Source organism: Mycobacterium sp. NGS24 (assembly GCF_059813065.1).
In genome coordinates, this window is record NZ_JCALDW010000021.1 from 1 (window position 1) to 13,932 (window position 13,932).

At 65.4% G+C, this 13,932-nt stretch carries 13 protein-coding genes and 1 pseudogene; 6 read left to right on the top strand and 8 right to left on the bottom strand.

Annotation, left to right across the window (positions count from 1 at the left end):
* Window positions 1-1,732, bottom strand: a 1,732-nt coding sequence (locus AC5Y6Y_RS21670) for a DUF3556 domain-containing protein (RefSeq protein WP_499930272.1), incomplete at its 3' end; no start/stop codon positions are given.
* A 362-nt stretch (window positions 1,733-2,094) separates the two neighbouring features.
* On the opposite strand from AC5Y6Y_RS21670, the gene AC5Y6Y_RS21675 reads away from it, so the two are divergent.
* The 4 genes and pseudogenes from AC5Y6Y_RS21675 to AC5Y6Y_RS21690 form a co-directional block, all read left to right on the top strand.
* Window positions 2,095-2,799, top strand: a complete 705-nt coding sequence (locus tag AC5Y6Y_RS21675) for an ABC transporter ATP-binding protein (protein WP_499930273.1) — start codon at window positions 2,095-2,097, stop codon at window positions 2,797-2,799.
* Entirely contained in the window at window positions 2,796-3,965 is a 1,170-nt protein-coding gene (locus AC5Y6Y_RS21680) for an ABC transporter substrate-binding protein (protein ID WP_499930274.1), read from the top strand. The genes AC5Y6Y_RS21675 and AC5Y6Y_RS21680 overlap by 4 nt, the downstream gene beginning before the upstream one ends.
* Entirely contained in the window at window positions 3,962-4,765 is an 804-nt protein-coding gene (locus AC5Y6Y_RS21685) for an ABC transporter permease (protein ID WP_463826453.1), read from the top strand. The genes AC5Y6Y_RS21680 and AC5Y6Y_RS21685 overlap by 4 nt, the downstream gene beginning before the upstream one ends.
* Before the next feature lie 67 nt (window positions 4,766-4,832).
* Window positions 4,833-5,505: pseudogene (locus tag AC5Y6Y_RS21690) on the top strand (cytochrome P450); the annotation flags it as partial.
* Window positions 5,506-5,510: 5 nt separating this feature from the next.
* On the opposite strand, the gene AC5Y6Y_RS21695 reads toward AC5Y6Y_RS21690, so the two are convergent.
* On the bottom strand, window positions 5,511-6,407 hold the full coding sequence (locus AC5Y6Y_RS21695) for a lysophospholipid acyltransferase family protein (RefSeq protein ID WP_499930275.1): 897 nt from the start codon (window positions 6,405-6,407) through the stop codon (window positions 5,511-5,513).
* A gap of 49 nt (window positions 6,408-6,456) precedes the next feature.
* On the opposite strand from AC5Y6Y_RS21695, the gene AC5Y6Y_RS21700 reads away from it, so the two are divergent.
* Window positions 6,457-7,029 (top strand): TetR/AcrR family transcriptional regulator, encoded by a 573-nt coding sequence (locus AC5Y6Y_RS21700; RefSeq protein WP_499930276.1) that lies wholly within the window; start codon window positions 6,457-6,459, stop codon window positions 7,027-7,029.
* Between the two features lie 263 nt (window positions 7,030-7,292).
* The gene (locus AC5Y6Y_RS21705; protein ID WP_499930311.1) at window positions 7,293-7,367 is read left to right on the top strand and encodes an excalibur calcium-binding domain-containing protein; all 75 of its coding nucleotides are present in this window, start codon (window positions 7,293-7,295) and stop codon (window positions 7,365-7,367) included.
* Between the two features lie 30 nt (window positions 7,368-7,397).
* Here the strand turns inward: AC5Y6Y_RS21705 and AC5Y6Y_RS21710 are convergent, their stop codons facing one another.
* Genes AC5Y6Y_RS21710 through AC5Y6Y_RS21735 form a run of 6 tightly spaced genes read right to left on the bottom strand, consistent with a single transcriptional unit; the run spans window position 7,398 to window position 13,763 of the window.
* Window positions 7,398-8,648 carry a flavin monoamine oxidase family protein gene (locus AC5Y6Y_RS21710; protein ID WP_499930277.1) on the bottom strand — a complete coding sequence of 417 codons (1,251 nt, stop codon included), beginning with the start codon at window positions 8,646-8,648 and terminating at the stop codon, window positions 7,398-7,400.
* Between the two features lies 1 nt (window position 8,649).
* On the bottom strand, window positions 8,650-9,450 hold the full coding sequence (locus AC5Y6Y_RS21715; protein ID WP_499930278.1) for a TauD/TfdA dioxygenase family protein: 801 nt from the start codon (window positions 9,448-9,450) through the stop codon (window positions 8,650-8,652).
* Window positions 9,429-10,493 (bottom strand): D-alanine--D-alanine ligase family protein, encoded by a 1,065-nt coding sequence (locus AC5Y6Y_RS21720; protein ID WP_499930279.1) that lies wholly within the window; start codon window positions 10,491-10,493, stop codon window positions 9,429-9,431. The genes AC5Y6Y_RS21715 and AC5Y6Y_RS21720 overlap by 22 nt, the downstream gene beginning before the upstream one ends.
* Window positions 10,494-11,849 (bottom strand): ATP-grasp domain-containing protein, encoded by a 1,356-nt coding sequence (locus AC5Y6Y_RS21725; protein WP_499925799.1) that lies wholly within the window; start codon window positions 11,847-11,849, stop codon window positions 10,494-10,496.
* Window positions 11,846-13,066 (bottom strand): sedoheptulose 7-phosphate cyclase, encoded by a 1,221-nt coding sequence (locus AC5Y6Y_RS21730; protein WP_499930280.1) that lies wholly within the window; start codon window positions 13,064-13,066, stop codon window positions 11,846-11,848. Before AC5Y6Y_RS21730 ends, AC5Y6Y_RS21725 begins: the two co-directional genes overlap by 4 nt.
* A 31-nt stretch (window positions 13,067-13,097) precedes the next feature.
* On the bottom strand, window positions 13,098-13,763 hold the full coding sequence (locus tag AC5Y6Y_RS21735; RefSeq protein WP_499930281.1) for an HAD-IA family hydrolase: 666 nt from the start codon (window positions 13,761-13,763) through the stop codon (window positions 13,098-13,100).
* Window positions 13,764-13,932: the final 169 nt, after the last annotated feature.

Here is a 13,932-nt window from a genome sequence, read left to right on the forward strand (position 1 = left end):
CGTTCAGCCCGGTGCTGCTGGTGACGTGTACCGGGAGATCGTCGTTCCAAGGTTGCGTGGTGACCATGTCGTCGACGTTGACGTAACCGCGCTCGAATTCACCCGTCGCCGCGTCGACCAGCCGGTACTCCTGACGCTGAATGTGGATCGGCTGCGCGTCGAGGATCACCACCCGAACCTCACCGGGGGCGAATTCGCACCGCTGCTGCAGTGCCTCGATGAGGCACTCGTTGTGCATGTGCCCGTCGCCGAAGTTCCAGCCAACCGCCACCGCGCACAACATCTCGCCTTCACACAGGTTGTAGTCCTGCTCGTCGTAGCCGGCCAGCGCCCGGTGGACCAGGGTGAACAACGCGCGCCCGTGGGTGTTCATCCCGCGGAAGGCGTAGGCAAGATGGATGGGGACCAGGGTGTCCTCCTTGCTTTTGTACAGCCGCTCGAGTTGCAAATGCTGCATCGGTCCCAGCGCGCGGGCGCCGATGCGGATCTTCTCGTCGGCCGACGGCTTCACGCACCACACGGTGGTGTCCCAGTTGCCGGCGTAGTACCGCATGCCGGGCAGGAAAGACACCTTGTGCGGGAACAGGTTTCCGACGATGACGGTGCCGACGAGGACCACGAACAGCACGGCGACCGGCAGCGGGTTGATGACACTGGCAAGTCCGACCGGCGCGTGCGCCACGAACAGCCACAGCACGCTGAAGATCATGAACACGTTCCACTCCAGTGGCACTCCCATCGGAAAGGCCAGCAGGATGTTCAGGTGGAACACGATCATCACGAACGCAGCGACGGTCGTCGGCCAGCCGCCGTGTGAGAAGAGCAGCGCCAGCGGCACCAGCCCTTCGATCGCGGTCGAGAAGTGCGCGATGAATCCCGACCACGCACCGGGCCGCAGATCGTCCGGGTAGTGCTTGAACAACGACGTCTTAAGGACGCCCGACGGGATGAACGGATTGTTGGCCAGCATGGTCGAGATCACGAACGGGAAGTGCCGGGTCAGCTTGGACGTGGCCGCGCCCATCCAGATCACCAGGCAGACCAGCTTCGCGGCGACCACGCTATCGGCACCGGAGAACAGGAACGCCAGCGCCAGCGGCGCGTAGACCTCGCCGCGCGCGGCCAGGAAGATCACCTTGTCCCGCAGGCCGAGAACGGCCAGCAGCGTCAGGATCGCGACACTCTGCCACCGCGGCAACACTCCGATCGCGGTGTGCAGGGCCGGGATCGGCCCACTCCCGTCAGACACCAGCGCCGTGACGAGCAGCGTGAGCAGTGCGCCGTAGAGTACCGCGTCGAGCGGAGTTCTGTTGTGGCCCTTGGTCAGCGGCACCCGGGCGGGCCACGGGGGCAACCGGATCGTGCCGGGCCGCAGCCAGTACAGGATCGAGCCGATCGGTGGGAAGTACCGTCCGGCCAGCGGTCCGAAGCAGCAACCGAGCCCGACGACTTCGAAGAGCATGGTGAACAACACGGCCTTCTGGAACACGATGGGTTCGGTCCACCAGGCGGAGACGTCGGTGAAATCGCCGATGCCCGCTGTGGACCACGCGCACACCCAGATGCCCAGGACGTAGAGCACGATCTTGACGCCGTACATAACATGCATCACCAGGGGAGTGCCGAAGCCGTTCTCAGCGATGTGGCGCATCATCGGGATCACCCGCTCGGAACGAGTCCGCTTGCTCCACTCCGCGTCGACGACGGGGAGGTTGGGCTGGATGAACCCCATAGCGACTCCTTCGACAGCGGCCGATTCTCGGTGAGGAAAAACTACCGGGTGTGGCGGGACTGGGGTAGTGCGTGTCGACTCAGCGGGACGTTTTTGCACCGGTTGCGATCAGCACGATCCCATCTGGGCGCCGGAGTTGCGGACGCCGCGCCACCGATCTCGGACTGAGACGCCTGAATGCACTGTGCTGGAACATCATTCGGGATCACAACCGCGCTGCTTCCGCTCGCTGCCGGCGTAGCTGCGCGCCAGCTGTCCACCGTCGCCGCGGCGACGTGCAGGAGCAATGCCCGCGCCGCAATGGCAGCGTGCTGCCTGTGCCGTGCCCTGCCGACGGCACAGTCGTCGAAAGGAACGCGAACGTGGGAGCTGCCACTGTACGAATAGTCGGTGGCCACAAGCGCTTTGACGCCGGCAGCCACGCGCTGGCCGACATCGACCTGACCGTCGAGCACGGCGATTTCCTGGCGATCCTGGGCCGCAGCGGCAGTGGCAAGTCCACTCTGTTGCGGGTGATTGCCGGGCTGGAACAGCTCTCGTCGGGAACCGTCGAATGGTCCACCGGCTCCACGCGGCCGCACGCCGGCGTGGTGTTCCAGCAGGCGCTGCTGCTGCCGTGGCTGACCGCGGGGGAGAACGTGCTGATCGCCGGGCGGTTCGCCGCCCAGCAGGCGTCGTTCAACCGGGATTACGCCGAGGACTTGTTGCGTCGCTTCGATCTGGAGCGGGTCGCCGACCGCTATCCCGACCAGCTGTCCGGCGGGCAGGCGCAACGGGTGGCGATCATCCGGGCGGTCGCTACCCGGCCCCGATTGTTGCTGCTCGACGAACCGTTCAGCGCACTGGACCCGGCCATCCGGGCCGACCTGCAGCGGTGGCTGAGCACGCTGGCCGCCGAGTTGGGCGTCACCGTCGTTCTGGTCACCCACGATGTCGACGAGGCTCTGCTGCTGGCCAGCCGAGTGGTGCTGCTCGGTCCCGACGGTCGGATCCGCCGCGAATGGCAACCGGGCGGCCAGCAGCTGCGCGAGGAGATCCTCGACCACTACCGCCTGGTACAGCAGTGACGGGTCTGATTTCGCGGCGGTCCGTGATGACCGGCGCGGCGGCCCTGGCAGCGGCGGCCGGAGTGGGCGGCATTGCTGATCTGGCGCACGCCGCCAGTGTCGACCGGACGAACACCAGCGGACAACTGCGGGTGGGCTACCTGCCGATCACCGACGCGGCGCCGCTGTTGATCGCGCACGCCGCCGGTCTCTACCAGCCGGGTGTGGTGAGCGCGGCCAAGCCGGTGTTGTTTCGCAGTTGGGCCTCCCTGGCCGAGGCGTTCGTCACCCGCCAGGTCGACGCCGTGCACATGCTGATGCCGACGGCGATCCAGTTGCGATTCCTCCTGCGTAGTCCGGTGCGGGTGTTGAGCTGGAACCACACCAACGGATCAGCACTCACCGTAGCGCCGCACATCACCGACTACGGCCAGTTGGCCGGAACTCAAGTGGCAATACCGTTTTGGTGGTCGATCCACAACATCATTCTTCAGCAACTGCTGCGCGCGCATAACCTGGTGCCGGTGGTGCGCCGCAGCGCCTCACGCACCGCCCGCACGGTCGAACTGATCGTGATGAGCCCGTCGGACATGGTGCCGGCGTTGGCCAACCGCTCGATCAGCGGCTACGTGGTGGCAGATCCGTTCAACGCCATGGCCCAGGTCCGCAAGATCGGCCGCATCCATGCGTTCCTCGGCGACGTGTGGCGTGACCATGCCTGCTGTGTGGTGCTCGCGCACGACGACCTGATCGAACACCGGCCGCAGGCGGCCGCCGCCTTGGTGGATTCGATTGTCGCTGCACAGCAACGCATTAACGCGGACCGGGCTGCAGCAGCAGCGGCGTTGTCGAACGGCGCGTACCTGCCGCAGCCCCTGCCGGCGATCAAGACCGCGCTCAACTACCGCGCGCAGGACTATCGGATCGTCCACCCCGACTGGCAACCACAGCGGCTGGGATATCAACCCTTTCCATTTCCCAGCTTCACCCGCCGCCTGGTCGAAGCCATGCACGACACCGTCGTGGACGGCGATCGCGGGTTCCTCGACCGACTGGATCCCGCGACCGTGCATTCGGAGTTGGTCGACGACTCCTTCGTGCGTGGTGCGCTGGGCGCCCGCGGTGGGCTCGAATCCTTCGGCCTCCCTTCCGATTTCAGTCGAACTGAACAGGTGCAACCGCGATGACTCTGGATACAGCGACCCTCTCGGCACCCGTAGATTCCCCGTCAGGTGCACTCGTCCGGCGCTGGTGGCCGCCCACGCTGGCGATCGGGACGGCGATCGGGTTGTGGTGGTTGGCGACCGCCGTCCTGGCGCCCGCGCAGTCGCTGCTGCGTGAGACGACACCGTTACGAGTCGCCACATCGCTGGTCGATCTGTACCACCGCGGAGTGTTGCTGCCCGACACCGGTGTCAGCCTGTGGCGGCTGCTGGTCGGGTTACTGGTGGGCGCGGTCATCGGCATGCCCACCGGGCTGCTGATCGGGCTGAACGACACGGCCGATCGCGCGACCCGACCCGTGGTGCAGTTCCTGCGCATGATCTCACCGCTTTCGTGGGCCCCGATCTCGGTGGCACTGTTCGGAATCGGCAACGAGCCGGTGATCTTCCTGATCGCTGCGGCGTCGGTGTGGCCCATCCTGATCAACACCGCCGCCGGCGTGCACGCCATCGATCCCGGGTACCTGCAGGTGGCCAGATCGTTCGGTGCCACCCGGGCCGAACAACTCACCGTGGTGGTGCTGCCCGCCATCCGCGACCATCTGCAGACCGGTCTGCGCGTGGCCCTGGGCATCGCCTGGGTCGTGTTGGTGCCAGCCGAAATGCTGGGCGTGCGTTCGGGTCTGGGCTATCAGATCCTCAACGCGCGCGATCAACTGGCGTACGGACAAGTGGTTGCGGTGATCGTGGTCATCGGGTTGATCGGCTACGGGCTGGATCTCGCTGCGCGACGAGCGCTGTCAGGATCGCGGGCTGCCCGATGATCCTGTCGCGTAGCGACAACCGAAAATAGAGTAGTCGTCTACGCGTTGCATCTCGCCCGATCCACCCCAGGCCTTCACTCCTCGCTCGGTAGCCCGCCTGGACACCGTCATCACCGACATCATCACCGAACTGACCGACCCTCTGATGGCCGCGGGCCGCAGCGAGATCGTCTCGGATGTCGCCCGGCCCTATCCGGTACCGGTCATCAGCGCGTACTGGGCGCCCCCCGCGACGACTGGCGCCGATTCTCGGCCTGGGCCGACGACTTCTTCAAGCTGTTCACCTGGAATGTCAGAGAGTACGAACGCGACATCCTGACCGCCTGGGCCGAACTCGACGCCTACATCGATGCCATGGTGGCTGACCGGCGCCACTCACTGACCGATGACCTGATTTCGGACTCGATCCGCGCCGAGGACGACGGCGACCGGCTGAGCATCGAGGAGCTGCGGATGCTCGCGACCGGCATTCTGATGGCGGGCACCGACACCACCCGCAACCAACTGGCCGCGACGGTGGAGGTCTTCTGCGACCATCCCGGGCAGTGGCAGCTCCTCGCCGAGCAGCCCAACCTGGCGGTGACTGCTCGAACCTCGCCCGGCGCGAACTCGCCGAGGCGCTGCGGGTGATGGCCGCCCGGATGCGCAATCTTCGTCGCTACGGACCGGTTACGTGGCAGCCGATCGTCGGAATCACCGGTCCGGCAGCGCTTCCGGTCGAGTTCGACGCCGCTGAGTAGTCGCTTCAGGCCGCCGTGGCTGCCCGTGTCCACGCCAGCGGGTTCAGCTCCCGGAACGGGTCACCGGTACGGATCTCCAACAGCCGGTCCAGTATCGCTTCCAGGGACTGCTGGGTGTCCGCCCGCACCGACTCAACCCACTTCTCGGTAGACATGCGCGCTGGTTTCGTCGTGCAGATCGGCTCACCGAATTGCAGATACATCCGTTGCGGACGAGGGATGAAGGTGGGCCCAACGCCGCGCAGCAGCGGCATCGCCATATCGGCATCGCCGGACATCCTGGTGCTGACCGCCCGGCTGAGCCGACCCAACAGGCTGTCGCGGGTGACCAGGCTCTTGTAGACGTCGTCACCGCCGACCAACCCGACCGGAACGATCGGATAGTCGTTCTCTACCGCGATGCGGGCGAAGCCGGCCCGGCCACGCCAATTCAGTTGGTATTCCTCGCCTTTGAATTTGGCGATCTCGCGTCCGCCGCCGGGGAACACCAGGATGGTCTCGTTGTGGCGCATCAGTTCCCGTGCGGTCTCCGGGTCGCCGACCACTCCGCCGTAGGCGGTCATCACGTCGTGGCCGAACCCGGGCTGCTGGGCGAAACGGCGGTCGGCCAGCGGCCGGACCCGGGTGCCGATCGCGCGTCGCACGAAGTGCGGAATCAGCAACACCTCGCCACCGATGAACTGAGTATGATTGCCCACCAACAGGAATCGACCGTCGGCCGGCAACGTGTTCAAACCACTCACGTACGGCCGGGTCGCGTCGATCACCGGTGCGATGCCGTCGTGCACGCGCTCCAATGCACCACGCAGAATCTCTACGCGGCGCGGATGGTTCATCACCGCATCGATGTCGATCGGCCGGCTGTCGACGTCTTTTGTTCGCGGCGGGGGGAAGGGTGTCATGCCGACCACTATACCGAACGAACTAGTTCGTATGGGATATCATCGGATCGTGCGCACCCGGTCCGAGCTTCGCGACACGATTCTCGGTGCCGCGCGCTCCGAGTTCGCCCAGTACGGCCTGGCCGGCGCCCGCATCGACCGGATCGCCCGAGCGGCGACCGCCAGTAAGGAGCGGCTGTACGCGCACTTCCGGGACAAGGAAACGTTGTTTCGCAGCGTGGTCGCCGCCGACAGCGAGGAATTCTTCGCCGCCACCACGCTGAATCCGGAGGCGGTGCCCGAATTCGTCGGCGAAATCTACGATTTGGCTTGTCAGCGGCCCGAGCATCTGCGCATGATCACCTGGGCGAACCTGGAAGGGCTGGCGCTCGACCCGCCCCCCGCCGACGAGTGGGACTCCATGCCGGCCCGTCACATCCGCGCCATCGAAGCAGCCCAAGCCGCCGGCTACGTGGACGCATGCTGGCAGCCGATGGAATTGCTGGTGCTGTTGTTCGGGGTGGGCCTGGCCTGGGCGCAGTCGCCGCACCCCGATGCGCGAACGGTCGATTCCGAAGTGATTGCGGCCCGACGGGCCGACGTGGTGGAGGCCGCTCGGCGGATTGTGAGTCCCGCCGGCTGAAGCGCGGTCAGTTCGGAGGTGGACCCGCCCCAAACCCGTTCGCGGGGAGTTCGCACTTTCTCGACTTCCGCCCGCCGTCGGTCGCGGTGTCGTAATCTCGCCAATCAACACAGGGAGGGTGTTGAGACGACAGTTCGTATGCTCGGTGCTGCGGTGGCCGCAACTGTTGGTGTCCTGGGTTACGGGACGGCTATCGCACCTGCTGCGCAGCCCGATGCGCCGTATGCCAACTGCGAGGGGCTGCCGCCGGTGGCCGCTACAACATCCCGAGGGGCGATCCCGCCTACCGGCCCCCGTTGGACCGCGATAACGACGGCTTCGCCTGCGAGTCGAAGTAACCCCCGCGCACACCGCGAAGGTGGCAGCGGTCAGCCGGTGTTGGCCCCGATGGCCTGCAGAATCGCCTCGCCGGTGCGACGACCGCTGACCAGCGCACCCTGAATCGAAGCGGTATCACGGTGATCGCCGCATAGCCACGTCCCTGCCGGAGTGCGGATCGGCCGCCGCACCCGCAGCGGCGGGTGCTGTGCAGGCAGTGCGCCAGGAATGACGTGCCGGGTCACCGGCACCCAATCGCGATGGTCGGTCTGCAGGATGTCTGCGGCATGTTGACGCATCGTATGTTCGTCGGGGACGGTGCCATCGCGCACCAACGCAGAGGCCGCGATCAGGTGCTGACCCGGTGGCGCGTAAGTCGGTGCGGCGGCACTGATCACCGCCGTGTTCAGCACCGGTCCGCGCCCTCGGCGGGCATCCACCCGCAGCATCGGGGGACCCGGTACCGACTGGTCGCTCGCCCACCAATCGGTCACCACCCCGTGCATCTGGGGTGCCGCTTCGCCGGTCAGGGGCGTTGCCGCGACAGCGTCGGTGGCGACTACCACGTGCTGGGCGCGGACGCTGCCCGCGTCGCCCTGGACGTGAGACCCGTGGGTGTCCGACACCACCCGAATAGCCCGGTGCTGCAGCGCAATTCGTTTGCCGAGTCGATCGGCGAGCTGACTTGGCAAAGCCTGCATACCGTCGGCCGGCAACGCCGGCAAGCCCAACGCGAACATGCGGGCCAACAACAGCGTGAACGCATTCGAACTGGCCCCGGACTCTTCGAGCAACACCCCGGCCAGAAAACGATCCACCACCCGGCGCACGTCGCCGCTCACACCGGCCCGATCCAGCGCTTCGCTCACATTGACATCCCAATGCTGCGGTGCCGTCAGCTTTTTCGGTCGTAGCGCTGGGGACGCCCACCGCGCCAGCGCGATCACATCGCGTGCCCTTACCCCACCTGAGGACAGCATTGTCAACACCCGCTTCGGGTCACGGATCGGGTGTACCCAGACCGCGGAGCCCTCATCGCGGCGCGCGATCACGCCGGCCCCGAAAGGTTGCAGACGCAGCTGCGCCAAATCCACGGTGTGACGCAACTCGGGGTAGGCGGGGTTGAGGACCTGAAAGCCTCGGTCACAACGGAACCCGTTGATGACATCGGTCCGGATGCGACCGCCGATGGCGTCCGACGCTTCCCAGACCAGCACCTCGCGACCGGCCGCGGCGAGCACATCGGCACAGCGCAAACCGGCCAAACCAGCGCCGATGACGAGTATTTCGGTTTCTTCCATGTCACCAATCCGATCGCTCGACGGTCAACGGCTCCCGATCGACGACCATGCCACGATGCATCACGCGGCCGCCGACCACTCCGCGGTGATCGGCACGGTGCAGTACACATCGGTTGTCCCACATCACGACGTCGCCTTGTGACCACTCGTGGCGGTAGACGTTGTCGTCCCGCGTCGAGTGGCGGAACAGGAAGTCGACCGTTTCGGCTCCCTGCCGCGGCGACATCCCACTGACCGCGGCGCAGCGCTGCGGCGCCGAGAGATACAGCGCGGTCCGCCCGGACAGCGGGTGCCGCAGGAATACCGGATGCTTCGCCTGCGTCTCTTGCTCCGGGCCTGGCTCCAGACCCGTCACGACGTGGGTGATGGTGCACCCGGTGAGTCGGTGGCGCACCTCCGGTGGCAGCGTCGCGTACGCCGCGTACTGATCGGTGAACAAGGTGTGCCCACCGTGTTCCGGCACGCGCACCGCCCGTAAGGCGGTGTAGGACGGGGGATTTCGCACGTAGCTGGTGTCGGTGTGAAACGTCGAGCGTGGCGGCCTGCTGCGACCCACATTGCTCACGATATTCAGGTCTGGGAATCCCGGCACCGGAGTCTCGCCGACCGTGAACACGGTCTCACCGAAGCTGCGCAAGAACCGCAGGAAAGCCGCGTCACCGATGACCTGCCCGGGGAGGACGAGCACCCCGTGCCGGGCCAGCAACCGGCGGAGCTGGCGAACGTCGCGGCCACCCAAACCGTCGACCCGCATGTCGGGCACCCGCGCCCCCAGCGGCGTCAGTGCGGTGTGCGCGAGCATGGCCCCCCTTCGAGGCCGAGTTCGCGAAGCTGGTCGGCGAACAGTTCGGTGACGTCCACCCCTGATGCTGCAGCCATCACCGCAATTACGCTGGACGGGGCGAACGAGCAATACGGACCGGCTTCGAGGAACCAGGGCTTACCGGTGGGGTCGATGCGAAAGTCGAACAGGCTGTAGTGGCGACAGCCCAAAGCCCGGTGGCACTGCCGGGCTGCCTCCCATACGACCTCGGTGATCGGATCATCGCGGGCGACGATCCAGGCCCGGCTGGGTTCCTTTGCGGCGAGGTACAGTTCGCCGGCGTTGGTGCGGCGCAGTTTGTCATCGCGGTGCCGGATCGGTTTGGTCGTGGCGTCCACGGCGTACTCTTCCAGCGGCAGGCACACGAGCTTGCCGCGGCGAACGACGATGCCGCACCGTACTTCTCGTCCCAGCTCGATATAAGACTCGACGAGGGCGGCTGCGCTGTGCCCGAGCGCCGCGTCGATCGCCGCGCCAAGATCCATCGGCCTGCGCACCAGCGATACGCCCACCGAGTTGTCTGCGTTCACCGGCTTGACGACGACCGGCGGCCGCAGCCTCAATCGACGATCACCATCTCGCACCACCTGGCCCGCCGGGACAGCGACGCCTGCCGCGGCCACGATGTCGCGTGCCATGGTTTTGTCGGCAGCAACCGCCATCACTTCCGGTCGGTTGCCGATGTACGGGATGCCCAGCACACCCAGCAGGCGGCGGTAGGAGGTCATCCCGCAGATGCAGAACATCTGCGGCACGGCGACATCCACCTTCAGGCAGCGCAGGTGCTCGACTGCATCCCATACCGTCATCGGCGCAGCTGATTTCAGTGCTTCGGTGCTGAGGTCTTTCGGGAATCGCCACGTCCCACCCGGTGACACGTACGCCACATGCATGTCGTAGCGGTCCGGATCGGCGAGCGCACCCAGACAAGCGCGCGCATACAGGCAGGACAACTCGGCATGGAAGTCGTCAAGGGCCGACCCGACGAGGTGCAACACCGACACGCGTGCTGAGACGGCCATTCAGTCGCCGCCGTCCTCGACGAGCTTGCCGATATTGAAATCGATGCGGCTCCAGCCTTTTCGGCTGCGCAGGTTGTCCCACAGCAGTGCCGGAATCTGCAGGTGGTGCACCATGAGGTACGGCAACGGATCCCACCGGGTGAAGATCGCGTCCTTACCGCCCAGCATGGTCCGGAGTCTGCGGCACCGTCCGGGTTGGGTGAGTAGACGCCAGAACTCGTGGTAGATCCAGTAGGTGGGGCGAGCACCGCGGTCCGGCGTGATCAGCGGGTGTTCGTCGTCGAGATAGGCGGCGGCCAATGCCGGGTGATCGTGGAACATGGTGATCGCGGAATGGGTCCGTGGATTGCACTCGATGGCGTAGGTGTGCCCGTCCCGACCTTCGATGAAGTCGAAGGCCACCTGCCCGGTCAGGCCGAGACTCCCCACGAATGTCTCTACCCAGTACTGTATTTCGGGCTTGTCCACATGCCGGTAGTTCAGTTGGGCCGCCGAGGATTCGCAGCACCCGTAGACTTGCAGCCAGCCGTCGTGCACGGTGCCGTGGGTGCAGTATTCGCGCCCGTCGACGAACTCCTGCAAGATCCAGGGGTCGTCCGCCGAGATCGGGAGGGACCGCGCCAAGGCGGCGTTGCGCTCAGGTGTGCGGGCCGACAGGCGGGCGAGGTTGATGCGGCCTACCGGGTCGTAGGCAATTCGCTTCAGGATGTAGTCGCGGTCGGGTGGAAATTCGAAGTCCGCGACCTGCGCAGCGCTGGTGATCCGGTGGGAGTCGGGTACGCGAAGGCCCAGTGATGCTGCAGCAGCCGCGAATTCGGCCTTGTCATCGAGCAGTCGAACCGTTCCGGGATCGACATGAAGAGTGTTGCAGGTGCCGTCGAGCAGTGCTCCCACCCAGGCATCGGGGACGCTGCCCGCCGGGCTGGACACCGGGACGAATACGTCGACGTTCTCATACTGGGCGATACGCAGCAGTGCCGAGGCGTAGTCGGGAGCCGTCGGCTCGGGCACGCAGTAGAACTCGTCGACGGCGCGGGAGAACCGGTGTCCGGTCAGGCGGTACTTGGCAGATTCGACCAGGATCACCCGGTGCCCGGCCAGGTGAAAGGACCTGGCCAACTGCAGGGCCTTGGTCATTTTGCCGCCGTTGAGCAAGATGGTGCGACGGGCTTGCGGGGCGACCGGCGTTTGGGGTGGCCGCCGCCGGCTCAGCAGTGTCAGCGCTACCACGGCGAGGTCGATCGGCAGCGTGACCAACAGGGCGAGCAACGTGGCAACAGTTCGGCCGACGTTGGCGTCCCTGCGTGCCGGCTCGCGAACCGCTGCCGGCCGCTCGATCTCCAACGTTGCCGTCACTGCCCCACCACCTCCGGTGCGGAGAAGACATTTACGCCGTCACCAGCGCGGGGAAATTCCAGGCAGATCTTCTTGTGCAGCAACAACGTATCGGCCAGTTCGGTGGCACTGACATCGTTGAGGAACGTGCATCGACCTAGCGGGTCGGGTACCGCCGCACGAAGCAGGCCGTCGCGGGTTCGAAGGATGGCTGCCGTCGCCTCGGCAAGCAGTTGTTCGGTCAAATGTTCACTGTCCAAAGCCAGTCCCAGTGCGCTCATCACCCCCAGCACGCGATCGCGGTCGGCGACTGAGAGATAACCCCGCTGCTCGGCCAGCGTGGTTGACAACGCCATGTCGATGTTGATCGCGTGACCGTGGAAGAACGGGATGGGCGGGGTGAGCTCCAGTGTCGGACTCCACGTGTGCCCGAACGCAATCACCCGATCCAAGTCGATCTCGTGCAGGTTGGGCGCTTCCAGGTCGAGCATGGTGGCGATCGCGAGGTAGGTGAGATGGTCACCCACGGAACGCAACTCCGAGTTGCCGTGCAGATGGCCGAATCTCGTGCGCAGGAGATCGGCGCCGTGCGCTTCGAGCAGTTCGAAGATCTCGGCGTTGCCGACGACGGCGATCTTGATCAGTTCGGCCATCCCGTTGCGCACCTGATCCTCAGGAAGCGTCTTCAAAAACGAGAAGTCCAACAGGACCTGCTGCGAAGCGTGGTAGGCACCCAAGCGGTTCTTGTGTTTGCCGTGATTCACCGCGACCTTGATGGACACGCTCGCGTCGATCAGGCCGATCAGGGTGGTTGGAATCCGGATGTACGGGGTGTTGCGCCGGTAACTCGCGCAGGCGAACCCCGCCACGTCGGTGGTCAATCCGCCGCCCACGACGAGCACAGGTTCGGTGCGGACCAGCCCGAAAGCATTGAACTCGCTCACAATCCGCTCGTAAGTCTCCAGTGACTTGGCCGTCTCCCGAATCTGGACCGGGACCACGGTCAGCTCGATCTCGTGCTGCTCGAAGTAGTCGTGTATCGAGTCGGCGTAGAGCTGATACACGGTCTCGTCGATCACCATCAGCGTCCGGCCGTACGGACGGTAACTGTCCGCCAGCAGTGTGTTGTCGCGGCCGAAGACGCCGTCGACGTATAGCAGGTCGTACTCGATCTTTTCGTACCCTTCGACGTGAAACGCCCTGTCACTCGTGGTCACTCGGGCCTGAAGATTGCTCATTGCGTGTTCCTCGGATAGGTCAGGGCTGGACTCAGCGGGTCACCAGGCCGAGAACGGCTGCGGCGTCCAGAGATTCGACGGTCTCCGTGGCGGCGCTGAAGTCGCCACCGCTGGTGTTCCGGTTCGGGAAGGCGACGCAGGTGATGCCGGCGGCAGTCGCGGCGGCGACTCCTCCGACGTTGTCTTCAATCGCCACCACGCTGTCAGCGTGCTCGCCGAGTCGTTCGAGGGCGAATTCGTACGCCGCGGCATCGGGTTTCGGTGCTGTCACGGACTCCTTGTCCACGATGAGATCGAAAGTGTCCGCACTGATCTGCGGCTGTAGAGCTGTCAACAGCGCGGCGACGTTGTCCGGTGAGGTGGTGGTGATGAAGCCAAGTTTGTGATGGTGTTCCTTGGCCTCGGCAACGACGGCAGCCACACCGGGACGCAGCGGCACAGTCGAGTCGCCGAGAAGCCGTTGGAAAATGCCGGACTTGCGCGCGTGTACCGCCGCGGCGTCGACGTCCTCACCGCGGGACTCTGCGTAATCCTGAATCCGTTGTGCCCCACCGTTGGAAGCCAACATCGAGATGTAGTCCTCGCGTGACCACTCCCAGTCGAGTCCGGAGGCTGCAAACGCCTCGTTGAAGGCTTGCCGCTGTAATTCCGACGTGTCGGCGAGAGTGCTGATGGACCCGAACAAGACAGCTGACATGGGTTTCCCTCCATTGCGTGGATGTCAGTGTGATGGATCACCCGTTCAATACTGATCTAAACGTACAATAGTGAACAGAAAAGTGTCTACTGATAGATGGGTTCACTACTGAGTCGGACTTACAGAGGGTCGACGAGCCGCCCAGTAGACTTCTGGGCCGAACGAGTTC